Source organism: Hoeflea prorocentri (genome assembly GCF_027944115.1).
GTDB lineage: Bacteria > Pseudomonadota > Alphaproteobacteria > Rhizobiales > Rhizobiaceae > Hoeflea_A > Hoeflea_A prorocentri.
On record NZ_JAPJZI010000001.1, the window covers coordinates 1,260,383 to 1,274,639 of the forward strand.

A 14,257-nucleotide genomic window follows, 5' to 3' on the forward strand; every position below is an offset into this window, starting at 1 on the left:
ATTCGATAGCTATTGGCGTGCCGGTTCGTTTGCTTCCAGCGCAACCTGCCGTGCCACATGCATAACGTACAGAGCCATCAGAGCACCCGCAATTGCCGAAATCAGCATGATATAGAGGATCGGATACGCACCGGATTCAGGCGACAGAACAGCACCTGACAGCACTGAAAGCCCGGCACCACCGCCAATCATCAAGGCGCCGCCCAGACCGGCCGCGGATCCGGCCAGATGCGGGCGGACGGAAACGATGCCGGCATTCGCACTCGGCAGGCTGATACCGTTGCCGAAGCCGATGAATATCATATAGCCGAAAAAAGCCAGCGGATGGTTCGAGCCGGCTGCAAAGGTCAGGATTGATGCGACCATTCCAAGCGCCGAAATGACATTGCCGGACAAAAGCATCGAATTGATGCCGAAGCGCTCGGTATATCGCCCGGAAATGAAATTGCCGGCCATATAGCCGACTGCTGTCAGGGCGAAGTAGAAACCCACCTCTGAAGGGCTCAGGCCCAGATGCGTCACCGAGACGTAAGGCGCGCCGCCAAGAAACGCGAAAAACGAACCGGATGTGAAGGCTGCCGAAAGCGCGTAGCCCCAGAATCTGCGTGAGCGGATCAGTTCGGGATAGGCACGAAATTGCGCTGCAAAATTGGCTGATGGGTGTTTGTTGGTTTCACCCATATCGGAAATCACCAGACCGAAAGCCAGACACCCGAAGAGGAGCGATACCAGGAAGGATGCCTGCCAGCCGAACATCTCATCCAGAACACCGCCAATCGCCGGTCCGACCATCGGAACCACGGCCATGCCCATCGTAATGTAGCCGAAGAGGCTGGCGGCACGGGCCGGCTCGTGCATATCCCGTACGGCGGCGCGCGAAAGAACGAGGCCGGCGACAATCACGGTCTGCACCAACCGGGCCACCAGAAGTATCTGGAAATTCGGCGCGAAGATGCAGACCAGGCTGGCGACAAGGAAAATGCCAATGCAAGCAAGCAAAACAGGGCGTCTGCCGAAACGGTCTGACAGCGGTCCGATTATCAACTGAACGGCGGCGGTTGCCGCCAGATAGGCCGAAATCAGAAGCTGAGCGTAGGAATAGCTGACACCGAAATATGTCGCGATGCCGGGCAGGGAAGGCAGAGCGATGTTCATGTTCAACGCGCCCGCGCCAGTGACGATCACCAGTGTGATGATGTGTGGGGGCGTGTGTTTGTCCAGGAACCTGCTCTGTTCGCTCAAGATAGTTTCCTAATCCGGTCTGGCAGGACCGGCGAAGGGGACAATTTGTCGGAGAGGAATCAGGAGCCGCCCGGATTCCCAATGCGATGTGCAATCAGGTCTTCAAACCTGTCAGCGGTATACTGGCAATCCCGCCAGTCTGCAACGAGCAGTGTATACGGCGCGGTCTGTTTATTTGGCAATCAGACCATTCGAATATACCTGCATCTGACTGTTTTTAAAAGAATACCTGTCCTTATCCGCCGGTGACGCTCATGTGTCGGGCAACGGCCGGTTTGTTGCTTCTGCGGTCGATAATGAAATCATGACCCTTGGGTTTGCGCAAAATAGCGGCGTCGATCGCTTCGGAAAGGAGCTCATTGCCTTTGGAAGCGCGCAGCGGCTCGCGCAGGTCGGCTGCATCGTCCTGACCCAAACACATGAACAATGTGCCGGTGCAGGTCAGTCGCACGCGATTGCAGCTTTCGCAGAAATTGTGGGTCATCGGCGTAATGAACCCGAGGCGTCCACCTGTCTCCTCTATTTCGACATAGCGTGCCGGACCGCCGGTCTTGTAGTCGATGTCGGTCATGGTGAACTGTTTTGCAAGGTCCGCGCGCAGCATCGACAGCGGCAGATAATTGTCGGTGCGGTCTTCGTCAATTTCGCCCATCGGCATCGTTTCAATCACCGTCATGTCCATGCCGAGGCCATGGGCCCAGCGCATCAGCTCGGGAATTTCAGTATCGTTGAAACCCTTGAGTGCGACCGCGTTGACCTTGAGTTTCAGGCCGGCTTTGCGGGCTGACTCCATTCCGCCAAGCACCCGGTCCAGATTGCCCCAACGGGTAATCCGCCGGAATTTGTCCGCGTCCAGAGTGTCCAACGACACGTTGATACGCCTGACGCCACAATCGAACAGTTCCTCGGCAAAGCGTGAAAGCTGCGAGCCGTTTGTTGTTATGGTGACTTCCTCAAGCAGCCCGGAATCAAGATGTCGAGAGAGGCCCCGGATGAAGTGCATGATGTTCTTGCGTACGAGCGGTTCGCCGCCCGTCAGGCGTAGTTTCCTGACGCCCTTTTCGGCAAACACTGTGCACAGCCGGTCGAGTTCCTCAAGGGTAAGCAGGTCTTTCTTTGGCAGAAAGGTCATGTTTTCCGCCATGCAGTAGGTGCAGCGGAAATCGCAGCGGTCCGTTACCGATACGCGCAGATAGGTCACGGCGCGCCCGAACGGGTCCACCATCTGCTCGTCGCGCGCTTCATGAACGGCCTGATTGGCTGCGTCACCCTTGTCGATATCCAGCACTCCACTAACTCCCTCGGGCATGACGACCTGATCACGGTCGCCAGTTGTGGCACATCTGGTGCCGGTCCATGCTTTGGAAGTGTTATCTTGCGTCTGAGACGGTTTCGTCAAGAGACGGGAGGTGCGGAAAGTGTCGCATGACAGTTGTCGCTGTGGTCAGGCAGGCAGTTTGAGTTCAGTGAACAATGACATCTGGACAATCCGGACCGGATTGTGCTGAGTGCCGCAAATGGCGGAGCTAACATGCAAGAGGAGGGCTCCTTGGCGGAATCCAAACTGAGACCGACGGAATTGCGTGTTTCCAAGGACCGCAAGACACTGACCGTAGCTTTCGGCGAAGACGAGGTGTTCTCGCTGCCTGCCGAGGCATTGCGGGTTCTTTCTCCTTCGGCGGAGGTTCAGGGGCATTCTCCTGAGCAACGTGTTACCGTACCCGGTAAACGTAATGTCCAGATTTCGGGGGCCGAGCCGGTCGGGAACTATGCGGTCCGGCTGATCTTTGATGACGGGCACGGTACCGGGCTTTTCACCTGGGTTTATCTTCATGATCTGGGAGCGAATTTCAACAGCCACTGGTCCGGCTACCTGAAAGAGCTTGACGAGAAGGGTATGGACCGGGACAGGGCCGACATGCCGCGCTAGCGCCCGTCTATGTCTGTTGGCCGTCTTCCCATTCTTCCATTTGCCGGATCATGCGCTGCATGACCTCGCCGACAAAATTGCATTCGTCGGTGTTTGTCGTCGACATGGAGTGTTCGATCAGCTCCAGCTCGATAGCAAGCGCCCTTAGGGTTATGTCCCGGCCCTTGTCGGTCAGATAGAGGCGCAGGACGCGCTTGTCGGTGTCGTCCTTGCGCCGCTCAATCAGTCCACGTTTTTCGATTTGCGGAAGGAGCATGCTGATATTCGAACGGCCGACGAGCAGCTTGTGCGCCAGATCCTGCTGAGAGATGCCTTCGAAGCGGTAGAGATTGGCGAGGATATCGAGATGCGGGACCTTGATATCCAGCGGCGCGAGCGCCCGGGCGAGCTTTTGATGGATCATCTGGCTTGCCCTGGCAACAGCGATCCAATTCTTAAAACGCGGATTGTCCCACGGTAGCGCTTGATTTTTGTTCATAGTTGTACAATTATGTTCAAGGTTGAACTTAATATTGGAATCCGACTATGGCATCATTCATCCACAAGGTCATCCGCCTCGGCTTTGATATCACAGGTCGCGTGGCGCCAGAAACCACCGGACGTGCAGCTTTCAGGCTTTTTTCAACGACGCCATCACGCCGGCCCTCCGGTGAGAAGGCACGGCGTGCGCTCGAAATGGCGCGGCCGGTTATGGCCGGTGCCAAAAAGACCGTCCTGCGCACGCGCGACGGTTCGGTCGCAACATGGTTTTTTGCCTCGGCAAGCCAGCCGCGTGAAACTGTGCTGGTTGTCCATGGCTGGGGCGCCCGTACCGAACACATGCTTGATATCATAGCGGCGCTTCAGCGATCGGGCAGAAATGTGGTGGCGCTGGATTTGCCCGGACATGGCGCTTCCAGTGGCCGCAGGTTGCAAATGGCCATGGCCGTTGAAGCGGTGGATGCCGCCTGGAGGCAGTACGGCCCTTTTTCGATGATGCTCGGGCATTCGTTTGGCGGTGCAGTGATTTTGAATGCCGCTGCCGGTTCCGTGTGTGGACATGTGCCCCGGCATCCGCACAAGCTCGTGCTGATTTCGACGCCGAATGCCCTTCCGAAGGTCTTCGAATGGTTTGCCGATTGGCTTGGCCTGAACAACCGCAGCCGGTTGGCGCTCTATGATGGTGTGCGCAAGGTGACTGGCCGGCCGTTGTCCGAGTTCGTTGGTGCGGAGCAACTGGCCGGCATGACGATACCGACGATTGTCATCCACGCACCGGACGACAAGGAGGTGCGGGCCGACAGCGCGCGGGCGCTGGCCGCGGCGGGCCCGCATGTTGATGTTCTGTGGGCTGATGGATATGGTCACCGGCGCATTCTCAAGGCGCCGGAAGTGCTCGAATCACTGGTGGCATTCGCCGACAGGCCTGGGGAAGCCAGGGCGGCCTGACAGCGGGCCTTTCGATGAACATTCAGGCCGTTGGCCGGGACCATGCTTTCCAATGACCATTGTAACGACGGTAGAAGAGCTTGAAGCGATATACGGAACAGCCGGGGCGGCCTCCCTGGCCAAGGTGGCGCATCACATAACGGATGAATATGCGCGGATCATTGAGGCTTCGCCATTCTGTGCCCTGGCAACAGTGGGCCCAGAGGGACTCGACTGTTCGCCGCGCGGCGATATGCGCGGTTTTGTTCATATCCGTGACGAAAAAAACCTGCTTCTGCCGGATCGGCGCGGCAACAACCGGATCGATTCGCTGCGCAATATCGTGCGGGATCCGCGCGTCGCGTTGATGTTTCTGGTGCCGGGTTCCGGAAATGCGCTGCGTATCAACGGTCGGGCGGTCATCAGCACCGATCAGACGCTTTGCGATGGTTTTGCGGTGAACGGTAAAGCGCCGCGCAGCGTCATGGTTATTGAAGTCGGAGAAGTCTATTTTCAATGTGCCCGGGCAATTGCGCGCTCGCAGCTTTGGAACCCGGACAACCATGTTCATGCCGAAGGCCTTCCAACACCCGGCGAGATTCTGTCGGAGCTTTCGAAGGGCCAGGTTGGCGGCAAGTCCTATGATGAGGCCTGGCCGGCGCGGGCCGAAAAAACCATGTGGTAAACCCATCGTGCTGTCAGGTTTCAGCTGGCAGCCTTCCAGTTGATCCACCGGCCGTGAAAATCCACCCGTGCAAGCAGCATTGTTTGCCGACCCGGCCATGACGTCAGTGTCAGCGCGGCGCCTGGCTTGTCCCCGTCACCTTCAAGACCCAGCAAGAAGAGAGGCGTTTGATCCGTGCACCGCGCGCCGGCGGCATCGATCAAATCACGGCCCGCCCGGCGCTCCTGTTCCGGCAGATATTGCCAGGCGATTGTGTGAAAGATGACATGGGCATGCCCGTGCGGTGCGTCGGCCAGTCTTGTCGGCAGCCATTCCAGCATGTGCGCCTTGTCCACCAGAACCGGAAACCGGTCATGGAGTTGGAGCGCTGCCCTGAGCCGTTCGAAACGGTCACTCTGGTCAGCCCATACATAGGAAAGCAGCCGCGTGCGGTGTTCCGGATCGGACAGATCAAACGGTGCAAGATCGCATCCGCGGCGCTCCGCGATCGAGACCGGCCCTTTGGGAGCCGGATTTCCGGACCATTGCGGCTTCAGTTGAACCGGGGAACCCGGGTCGCCAAGATCTTTTCCGTCGATCCTGTGGGCGTACCGGTCGAGAAGCAGGTTCAGGCCGGCACTGGCGCCGAGTTCCGAGAGCGTGATCGGCAAGCCGGTCTTGCTTGCAATGTGTGAAAGCGCGGCGATGACGGCAGTCGAGCGGCGAATCTCATTGGTCTGGGGCGCGAAGGCCATGCGGGCGCACAGCCAGTCATCATGGCGCTCTACAGCCTGAAGGACCTCCGAGTGAAGAACTGCGTCCTCCAATCCCTCGTGTGCCGGAGGGTAGATGTTTGAAAGAGCAGGTTCACAATTGCCGATCACCCGCTCATGCAGCGCCGCACACAGGCGCACTGGAACGGCATCTCCATCGGCGGTCGGGTCGCCTCGCCAAGACCGCAGCATCTCGAGCAGCCGGGATTGCGGCAAGCCAAACTGCGCGATCGTGCGGCAGATTTGGGCGGTAAAGGGCGAACCCAGATGATCGCAGGCTTTCTCCTGGCGCAGAAAAGCTTCTGTCATCGCCGGGGGCAGGGGCCTTGCCGTCATCCCAGATTGAGGTCCTTGAAGAAGTCGTTGCCCTTATTGTCAATGACAATAAAGGCTGGGAAGTCCTCGACCTCAATCTTCCAGACCGCTTCCATGCCGAGTTCGGGGTACTCCACGACCTCGACTTTCTTGATGCAATCCTTGGCCAGAAGGGCAGCGGGGCCGCCGATAGAGCCGAGATAGAAGCCGCCATGGCGTGCGCAGGCCTCTCTGACGACGCGGGAGCGGTTGCCCTTGGCCAGCATCACCATCGAGCCGCCGAAGGACTGGAACTGGTCGACATAGCTGTCCATACGGCCAGCTGTAGTTGGGCCGAAAGAGCCGGAGGCATAGCCCTCGGGCGTCTTGGCGGGGCCGGCGTAGTAGATCGGGTGATCCTTGAAATAGTCCGGCATGTCTTCGCCGTTTTCGAGGCGCTCGCGGATTTTGGAATGGGCAATATCGCGCGCGACGATAATGGTCCCGCTCAACGAAAGTTGAGTCTTCACAGGATGTTGCGAGAGTTCCTTGAGAATTTTTTCCATTGGTTGGTTGAGGTCGATGTGGACGACGTGCTCGGTCAACGCATCCTCGTCGATTTCGGGCATGTATTTGGCCGGATTGGTTTCCAGCTCTTCGAGGAACACGCCATCGCGCGTTATTTTGCCCTTTGCCTGACGATCTGCGGAACAGGACACGCCAAGTCCGATGGGCAACGATGCGCCGTGCCGCGGCAGACGGATCACCCGCACGTCGTGACAGAAATACTTGCCGCCGAACTGTGCGCCGACACCCATCTGCTGCGTGAGCTTGTGGACTTCCGCCTCCATTTCAAGGTCACGGAAGGCATGGCCGAGCTCCGAACCCTCGGTCGGCAGATCGTCGAGATATTTGGTCGAAGCAAGTTTGACCGTTTTCAGGTTCATTTCCGCCGAGGTTCCGCCGATAACAATGGCCAGGTGGTAAGGAGGACAGGCCGCGGTGCCCAGGGTGAGAATTTTTTCTTTCAGGAAGTCAATGAGCCTGTCATGGGTCAGCAGCGACGGCGTTCCCTGATAGAGGAACGTCTTGTTGGCCGAGCCACCGCCTTTGGCAACAAACAGAAATTTGTAGGCGTCTTCGCCTTCCTCACAGATGTCGATCTGTGCAGGCAGGTTGTTGCGGGTGTTCTTTTCCTCGAACATGGCCAGCGGCGCGAGCTGCGAATAGCGAAGGTTCTTTTTTTCGTAAGCGTCGCGCACGCCCTGTGCGAGCGCCTCTTGGTCGCCGCCTCGAGTCCAGACCTTGCGGCCCTTTTTTGCCATGACGATGGCGGTGCCGGTGTCCTGGCACATGGGCAGAACGCCGCCGGCCGCAATATTGGCGTTTTTCAACAGATCAAAGGCTACAAAACGGTCGTTTTCGGTAGCTTCCGGATCTTCGAGAATTTTGGCGAGCTGTTTGAGATGGGCAGGCCGCAGGAGGTGATTGATATCGGCGAAGGCGGCTTCGGCCAGAAGCCTGATGTCCTCCGGTTCAACACTGAGGATTTCCTCTCCCTTGAAGGTGTCGATGCTGCCATGGCCATCGCTGATCTTCCGGTAGGGTGTCTTATCGGCCCCGAGCGGAAACAGGTCTGAGGCTGGCGTATCGGACATCGGGCTTACCTTTCCTGACTGGCTGCATAGTTGGAAGGCTGTGTATTCCGAGGTGGTGTCAATTGCAATCATCAGGCGGGGCGGAAACGAAAGGAGCCCCGGCGGGCGGGGCTCCTGGAAAGCAGTCGAATGGCCGGTTTAGCTTGCGGCCTTCTTGACATATTCCGCAATCATGCCGGAAAGCTCGCCATATTCGGAGCAATCACGGCCGTTGCAAAGACGGCGAATTTCAGCCAGTTGCTCGAGCGCCCCTTCAAGATCGCCCTTCTGGAGCAATGCTTCGCCCATATATTCACGCACAAGCGTGTATTCAGGGTCGAGCGCCAATGCCTTTTGGTAGTAAACCAGGCCTTCATCAACACGGCCAAGCTTGCGGGTGGCAAATCCCAGATAGTTCAAGACGCGCTTGTCGTCATCGATGGACGCCAGCTTGAGGACATCAATGGCTTCCTGATAGCGGCCCGCATGAGCAAGGTAGCGACCCGCTTCATAAAGGCTTTCCTGGTCCACCTCGGAAGACTGACGAACACACTTCTTTTTGTTTTTGTCCCAGACCCAGCCTGCGTTGCACGTGTTGTTGTTAGACGACCCGCCGCCGCTGCCGGCAGTCATGCCGGGCGTTGACATCAGGAGGCTTGCCGAAACCAGCAGTGCCGTAGAGAGTATTGCAGCTTTCATTGATATCCCTCTGGTTTTTTCCATTGGTCCTATCTTACACGTTTTCATCCTCTCGACTGTTCACGATCTTATCAGCCGATGCGGATGTGATCACAGATAGGCAGCAAAAATTACAGAGCAAGGGACGGGATGCCTGTGGGAATAGCCACACTTAATCTGGCAGGCACAATGTTTTGCCCTTTACGAGAAGGAGTGGCACGATGTCTCTGGAGATCGTTGAAATGAAAAAACAGGCGTTGAGCGAGAACGATCGCTGGCAGGCCGTTTCGCAGCGCGATGCCAGTGCTGACGGACAGTTTGTCTTTGCGGTCCGTACGACCGGTATCTATTGCCGCCCGTCCTGTAGCTCGAAGGCGGCCCTGCGCCGCAATGTTGCCTTTTACGACAGTGCCTTGGAGGCGGAAACGGCGGGTTACCGGCCCTGCAAACGATGCAAGCCGGAGGAAAATGATCCTTCCCGGAAGCATTCGGAAATGATTGCCGCCGCATGTCGGATGATCGAGCAGGCGGAGGAGCCGCCAAGCCTTGAAGATCTCGCGCGCCATGCCGGTATCAGCCGGTTCTATTTCCATCGTCTGTTCAAGGAAATTACCGGAATCACACCGAAAGCCTATGCGGCAGCCTGCAGGGCGGCCCGGGTGCGCGGTGAACTGGAGCGCGGAGCATCCGTGACAGGCGCGATATTTGATGCGGGATATAATGCGAGCAGCCGTTTTTATGAGGAATCGGATGGTCGCCTCGGCATGCGTCCTACACAGTTCCGTGATGGCGGGCGTGACGCGCGCATCGCCTTCGCCGTTGCCGAATCCTCGCTTGGTCCGGTGCTTGTGGCCGCGACCGAACGGGGTGTGTGCGCAATCGATTTCGGCGATGATCCCGATGCTCTGGTGAAAAATCTGCAGGACCGGTTTCCGAAAGCGGACCTTGTCGGTGGTGAGCCGGATTTTGAGCAGACAGTCGCCGCCGTGATTGCTCAGGTTGAAGCACCGCAATCGGACTTTGATCTGCCTCTCGACATCAGGGGAACGGCATTTCAGCAGAAAGTGTGGGCGGCCTTGCGGGCCATTCCGGCTGGAACAACGGTTTCCTATTCGGAGGTGGCGCGTGATATCGGCAAGCCGAGTGCAGTGCGGGCCGTCGCCCAGGCCTGTGGTGCAAACAGGATTGCGGTGGCCATTCCGTGCCACCGGGTCGTTCGGACCGACGGTGCGCTTTCGGGATATCGCTGGGGCGTAGAGCGCAAGCGCGAATTGCTGAAGCGTGAGGCCCGGTCATGAGTAGCCTTGCCACGCGCCCGGCAGACCGGGCGGTGGGCCGCATAGGGGAGCATGTTGCTTCCCTGGATTGGCAACGACTCCATGAGGCGATTGACGAGAGGGGTTTCGCCGTAACCGAACCGGTTCTCGGCAAAGCCGAGTGCCGGACCCTGGCCGGTCTTTATGACGATGCGTCGCTGTTTCGCAGCCGTATCGTCATGGCGCGGCACAGTTTCGGGCGCGGCGAATACCAGTACTTCTCCTATCCGCTACCTGAATGGGTCGCTGAGATGCGCGTGGCGTTTTACGCGCATCTCGCACCCGTCGCGAACCGATGGCATGCCGCACTGAACAGCGGGATCCGTTTTCCGGATGAGCATCGCGATTTCCTGAACCGTTGCCATGATGCCGGACAGACACAGCCAACGCCGTTGCTGCTTCGCTATGGCGTTGGCGACTACAATTGTTTGCATCAGGACCTTTATGGAGAACATGTCTTCCCGCTGCAGGTCGCGATCCTGCTGTCCGAGCCCGGTGCCGATTTCACGGGTGGAGAATTCGTTCTCACCGAGCAGCGCCCGCGTATGCAGTCGAGGCCTGAAGTTGTCGGCCTGACGCAAGGTGCGGCGGTTGTCTTTGCGGTGAATGAACGCCCGGTCGCCGGAAAGCGCGGTGTTTACCGGGTGCGCATGCGCCATGGCGTCAGCCAGGTCAAGTCCGGGCACCGGCATGTGTTAGGGCTGATTTTTCACGATGCGTTGTGATCAGGGCTCGTCAGGCGCCGCGCCCTGTGCCTGCTGCGCCTCTATCGCCGGCTGAACCGCGCCGGCGATTGCCTTTTTGGCCTCTTCGTCAAGTTCCCTGTCGCCGACGACTTCGACCGTGACGTTGCGTTGAGCAAAGTTTATGCCGTTGGCCTCGAAGGCATCGCGAAGTTTTTGATAGGCGTCGCGGCGGATCAGCCATTGGGCGCCAGGCTTGGCCATGAACTTCACGCCGATCACCATGTTGAATTCTTCCATGCGGCGCACGCCCTGGGATTTAAGGGTCTGGATAATGCTCGTGCCATAACCTTCGTGTTCCAGCAGTTCCGCGCCGATCTTCTTGACGATCTTTTTCACCAGCTTGACGTCGGTGTCGAACGGCACGCGGAACTCAAGCCGCATGATGACCCAATCGCGGCTGTAATTGGTCAGCGATTTCAGTTCGCCAAACGGAATTGTGTGGATCGCGCCCAGATGGTGACGGACCCTCAGCGAGCGGATCGACATGGATTCCACGGTCCCGCGCAGTTCGCCGATCTCGATATATTCGCCGATGCGGAAGGCATCGTCGACGAGGAAGAAAATACCGGAAACGATGTCGCGCACGAGCGCCTGCGCGCCAAACCCGATGGCAATGCCGATTACGCCGGCACCGGCAAGCAGCGGGCCGATATTGATGCCCAGCGAGGCGAGGATCGTCATTGCCACCACCACAATCAGAAAGATCATGAGCGTCATGCGCAATATGGGCAGCAGCGTCGCCATGCGCGCTTCCGGTCCCGGAGCCTCGCTTCCCTGTGGCGGGACATAATTTGCAAGCCGGCGGTCGATGGCTGATTTCGCCCATACCCAGACAAGGTCTGCGACAAGGACGGCCGCAAGAACGTCGGCGAGGATGCCGACAAGGCGCCCGGCCGCGGTCTGCGATTCGGAAAGTGCGAAAATATTGCCTTCCCAAACGTAAAGCACCGTGAACAGTGCGCCGATCAGAATAACAAAGCGTGCCAGGCGGCGCACCACGGGCCGGTAGAGTTCATAAGGGCCGACAATGTCCTCGGGTTCATCATCGTCAGCCTCGGTGTCCGGCGTGGTCGCAGCCTCCACATCAGCCGGTTCAGGCGATGGGATATCTGTCGCTTCGGCAACATTGTCTGCTTCGGCGGCGGGCTTCTCTATAGTGGTCTCCGGCTGGATGCGTCCTTCGGCTTGATTGAACAGATGGTCCACAAGCGCGTTTGTCAGCCGCGTGACCGGCACAATGAGGCCGAGGACCGTCAGGGTCCACATCATTGCCGTGGCGCCAAGGAGCCAAAGGATAAATGCGGCCACTAGAAGCACGCTGAGGAAACCGGGCCAGAACCGGCGCCGGGGCTTTGCGGTGTTTTGCCCGAGCATTTGCGCCCTGCGGTTAACGGCAGAAATATGCCAGATCGCTGCCAGCAGCAGTGCGGTGCAAAGCAGGCCAGCCAGGACTGTCACCGCCAGCGTGGCCCCGACCGCATCCGTCGTTCCGGCAAGATGACTGAAGATATCGGCAATGGCGAAAGCGGTCGCTGCGACCGTTGCCAGCAGCGTGATCCAGCCATGAAGGGGGCGGGCCATGTCGGATTGGAGTGGCACCAGCCTCAGCTCGGCGATACGCGGTGCTAGCAGGAAGATCGACAGTGTGTGCGCGCTGCGCACGGTGATAACCACGATCAACAGGTTCATCACGACATTTTCGACGAGAGGTGGCCAGTCGAAACTCAAAAACGTGCCTATGGTGCCGACCGAGAATACGGCCAGGCCGCCGAGCATCAGCGCAGCCCTCAACAGGGCGGCGCTCACGCGCGCCCAGAGCGTATAGCTTCGTCTCAGTTCAAGCCGGTTGAGTATGGCCTGAACGTACTGGCGATACAGCCACTCAAGGCCGCCGCCCACGACCAGAAATATCAGCACGTAGGTGATGCTGCGCAGTGTCTGGTCGGCCGTAATATTCGAACGCCAGACATCGGCCAGATAAGCCGGCGCCGAGGGAAGATTGCGCCAACTGACGGCGAGCGCGGATAGCCGCTCACGTATCTCATTGGCGCGGGCGGCAAATTCGTCACGCAAACTCGTTCCGGGTTGTGCGGCGAGCGTTCCTTCGCCGTCCTCACTTTGGGTGCGCAACCATTCGACCATGCCCGGATCGGAAAGGAGACGCATGAGCTCACGGACATCATTCGGCGATGGCGGTGGCGTTTGTGCAGGTTCCTCGGAGGTGGTGCCGGCAACCATGCCCGGCATGGTTTGTGCGATGGCTGTCTCAGCGCCTGCCCAGCCGAAAAACAGGAGTGCGATGAAAAGGGCGCGTACCGCGATCAGTCTATGCACCGGCGGTCTCCGGGACTGCGTTATCGTTGTCGGATGTGTCTGGTTCAAGATGAAGCTCAGCCGGATCGATGTCCGGTGCGACGAGCCTTTCAACAACCAGTTCACCGGCTGTCGGCATGACCTGGCAGGCGAGGCGGATATCCGGGCCGAGTTTGAGGCGCGCGAGCGTTGCTGCCTCAACCTTTCCGGCGTCGGGCAGTGACGGATCCGCTTCCAGAACCCGGATCCGGCACGTGCCGCATCGCCCGCGGCCACGGCACAGATTTGCGTGCGGCACATCGTGGAGACGTGCGATTTCCAGCATGTTGGCGCCGACGGGCGTGCTGAAGGTCGGCCCGTGTAGATAACGCACCGACACGGTTCGCTGACGGGCGTGATAAAGGCGGACTGCCCGCGCGATAAAGGTCGCTGCGGTCAGCACCAGGTAGACAATGATCGTGGTCCAGACAATACGGCTCTGGAGTGCCATGTTGCGCTGGATTTCGTCATTGCGTTGTGCGGCAGCAGCTTCCATCTCCTCGATTTCTTCTTGCGTGTAGTCCTGTGCCGGCTGATTGTCCGCAGACTGTTCCATGGCGGCCTGACGTTCGGCGATGACCTGGTTGCCGGCATCGACAAAGCCGACCAGGGCGAGAACCGGCACGGCAACAACAAGCGGATATATGAAAAGCGACAGGCGGTCCCAGGATGCCTTGAGGCGCAGCCAGCTGAACATTCCGATGCTGCCGTGCAACCAGGCAACGACAACGACAATCACCTGGCGCAGACCTTCCGCAGGCGCATCCATCCAGAAATAGGAAAGGATAATGCGGTAGGTTGGATCAAACCCATAGAGGTTTTTGGCCGCCCAGATACCAACGAAGTGGGAGGCAAGCAGGGGAATCACCAACAGGCCAGAAACCAACTGAACGCTGTCATATCCCGACATGCGCAGGGTGTTGCGTCGATAGATCGCGGCAAGGCCAAGCACCAGGTGGATCAGCAGGCAGAGCCCCAGAAACTGCGCCAGGGGAGGCGTCGCCCAGGGCTTGGTCAGATAGGTTCTGGCCGCTTCAACCGCATCCACAGAGATAAGGCCGAATGCCATATTCAGCAGATGGCAGGCCAGAAATAGATACAGCACCGAACCGGAGAGCATGCGCAGGTTTCGCTGCATATAATCTGTCCCATCACCCTTTGTTTCTTGCTATTTATTGAGTTTATTCACGAAAAAGGTCAAATTTTCCTGTGTAATTC

13 protein-coding genes are annotated in these 14,257 nt (G+C 58.5%); 5 read left to right on the forward strand and 8 right to left on the reverse strand.

What is annotated here, in order from left to right; genetic code table 11:
- Nucleotides 1-9: 9 nt before the first annotated feature.
- Nucleotides 10-1,242, reverse strand: a complete 1,233-nt coding sequence (locus OQ273_RS05805; protein ID WP_267989524.1) for a multidrug effflux MFS transporter — start codon at nucleotides 1,240-1,242, stop codon at nucleotides 10-12.
- A 235-nt stretch (nucleotides 1,243-1,477) separates the two neighbouring features.
- Complete coding sequence (gene moaA, locus OQ273_RS05810; RefSeq protein ID WP_267993033.1) at nucleotides 1,478-2,467, reverse strand: GTP 3',8-cyclase MoaA; 990 nt, start codon at nucleotides 2,465-2,467, stop codon at nucleotides 1,478-1,480.
- Nucleotides 2,468-2,791: 324 nt separating this feature from the next.
- Here moaA and OQ273_RS05815 point away from each other — a divergent pair, with 324 nt between their 5' ends.
- Complete coding sequence (locus tag OQ273_RS05815) at nucleotides 2,792-3,172, forward strand: gamma-butyrobetaine hydroxylase family protein (protein WP_267989525.1); 381 nt, start codon at nucleotides 2,792-2,794, stop codon at nucleotides 3,170-3,172.
- Between the two features lie 7 nt (nucleotides 3,173-3,179).
- Here OQ273_RS05815 and OQ273_RS05820 read toward each other — a convergent pair whose 3' ends face one another.
- The gene (locus OQ273_RS05820; RefSeq protein WP_267989526.1) at nucleotides 3,180-3,650 is read right to left on the reverse strand and encodes a MarR family winged helix-turn-helix transcriptional regulator; all 471 of its coding nucleotides are present in this window, start codon (nucleotides 3,648-3,650) and stop codon (nucleotides 3,180-3,182) included.
- A gap of 47 nt (nucleotides 3,651-3,697) precedes the next feature.
- On the opposite strand from OQ273_RS05820, the gene OQ273_RS05825 reads away from it, so the two are divergent.
- Together OQ273_RS05825 and OQ273_RS05830 are read left to right on the forward strand one after the other, a co-directional pair.
- The gene (locus tag OQ273_RS05825; RefSeq protein WP_267989527.1) at nucleotides 3,698-4,600 is read left to right on the forward strand and encodes an alpha/beta hydrolase; all 903 of its coding nucleotides are present in this window, start codon (nucleotides 3,698-3,700) and stop codon (nucleotides 4,598-4,600) included.
- A 52-nt stretch (nucleotides 4,601-4,652) separates the two neighbouring features.
- A complete protein-coding gene (locus OQ273_RS05830) occupies nucleotides 4,653-5,264 on the forward strand; it encodes a pyridoxamine 5'-phosphate oxidase family protein (protein ID WP_267989528.1) in 612 nt (203 codons plus the stop codon).
- A 20-nt stretch (nucleotides 5,265-5,284) separates the two neighbouring features.
- On the opposite strand, the gene OQ273_RS05835 is transcribed toward OQ273_RS05830, so the two are convergent.
- The 3 genes from OQ273_RS05835 to OQ273_RS05845 form a co-directional block, all read right to left on the reverse strand.
- Nucleotides 5,285-6,325 carry a DUF2332 domain-containing protein gene (locus OQ273_RS05835; protein ID WP_267989529.1) on the reverse strand — a complete coding sequence of 347 codons (1,041 nt, stop codon included), beginning with the start codon at nucleotides 6,323-6,325 and terminating at the stop codon, nucleotides 5,285-5,287.
- A 23-nt stretch (nucleotides 6,326-6,348) separates the two neighbouring features.
- Nucleotides 6,349-7,968 (reverse strand): fumarate hydratase, encoded by a 1,620-nt coding sequence (locus tag OQ273_RS05840; protein ID WP_267989530.1) that lies wholly within the window; start codon nucleotides 7,966-7,968, stop codon nucleotides 6,349-6,351.
- Between the two features lie 138 nt (nucleotides 7,969-8,106).
- Nucleotides 8,107-8,646, reverse strand: a complete 540-nt coding sequence (locus OQ273_RS05845) for a tetratricopeptide repeat protein (protein WP_267989531.1) — start codon at nucleotides 8,644-8,646, stop codon at nucleotides 8,107-8,109.
- 200 nt (nucleotides 8,647-8,846) lie between these two features.
- Here OQ273_RS05845 and ada point away from each other — a divergent pair, with 200 nt between their 5' ends.
- Both ada and OQ273_RS05855 read left to right on the forward strand, forming a co-directional pair.
- Nucleotides 8,847-9,923, forward strand: coding sequence for a bifunctional DNA-binding transcriptional regulator/O6-methylguanine-DNA methyltransferase Ada (gene ada, locus OQ273_RS05850; protein ID WP_267989532.1), 1,077 nt, complete (start codon nucleotides 8,847-8,849; stop codon nucleotides 9,921-9,923).
- The gene (locus tag OQ273_RS05855) at nucleotides 9,920-10,666 is read left to right on the forward strand and encodes a 2OG-Fe(II) oxygenase (RefSeq protein ID WP_267989533.1); all 747 of its coding nucleotides are present in this window, start codon (nucleotides 9,920-9,922) and stop codon (nucleotides 10,664-10,666) included. The genes ada and OQ273_RS05855 overlap by 4 nt, the downstream gene beginning before the upstream one ends.
- Here the strand turns inward: OQ273_RS05855 and OQ273_RS05860 are convergent, their stop codons facing one another.
- Nucleotides 10,667-13,021, reverse strand: coding sequence for a mechanosensitive ion channel family protein (locus OQ273_RS05860; protein WP_267989534.1), 2,355 nt, complete (start codon nucleotides 13,019-13,021; stop codon nucleotides 10,667-10,669).
- Nucleotides 13,014-14,177 (reverse strand): 2Fe-2S iron-sulfur cluster-binding protein, encoded by a 1,164-nt coding sequence (locus OQ273_RS05865; RefSeq protein ID WP_267989535.1) that lies wholly within the window; start codon nucleotides 14,175-14,177, stop codon nucleotides 13,014-13,016. The genes OQ273_RS05860 and OQ273_RS05865 overlap by 8 nt, the downstream gene beginning before the upstream one ends.
- Between the last annotated feature and the right edge of the window lie 80 nt (nucleotides 14,178-14,257).

Excerpts from the sequence above, each read along its gene's own strand:
- moaA (WP_267993033.1), bottom strand. The coding sequence starts at position 2,467 with ATGGTGGACCCGTTCGGGCGCGCCGTGACCTATCTGCGCGTATCGGTA.
- OQ273_RS05820 (WP_267989526.1), bottom strand. The coding sequence starts at position 3,650 with ATGAACAAAAATCAAGCGCTACCGTGGGACAATCCGCGTTTTAAGAAT.
- OQ273_RS05825 (WP_267989527.1), top strand. The coding sequence starts at position 3,698 with ATGGCATCATTCATCCACAAGGTCATCCGCCTCGGCTTTGATATCACA.
- OQ273_RS05830 (WP_267989528.1), top strand. The coding sequence starts at position 4,653 with ATGACCATTGTAACGACGGTAGAAGAGCTTGAAGCGATATACGGAACA.
- OQ273_RS05835 (WP_267989529.1), bottom strand. The coding sequence starts at position 6,325 with ATGACAGAAGCTTTTCTGCGCCAGGAGAAAGCCTGCGATCATCTGGGT.
- OQ273_RS05840 (WP_267989530.1), bottom strand. The coding sequence starts at position 7,968 with ATGTCCGATACGCCAGCCTCAGACCTGTTTCCGCTCGGGGCCGATAAG.
- OQ273_RS05845 (WP_267989531.1), bottom strand. The coding sequence starts at position 8,646 with ATGAAAGCTGCAATACTCTCTACGGCACTGCTGGTTTCGGCAAGCCTC.
- ada (WP_267989532.1), top strand. The coding sequence starts at position 8,847 with ATGTCTCTGGAGATCGTTGAAATGAAAAAACAGGCGTTGAGCGAGAAC.
- OQ273_RS05855 (WP_267989533.1), top strand. The coding sequence starts at position 9,920 with ATGAGTAGCCTTGCCACGCGCCCGGCAGACCGGGCGGTGGGCCGCATA.
- OQ273_RS05865 (WP_267989535.1), bottom strand. The coding sequence starts at position 14,177 with ATGCAGCGAAACCTGCGCATGCTCTCCGGTTCGGTGCTGTATCTATTT.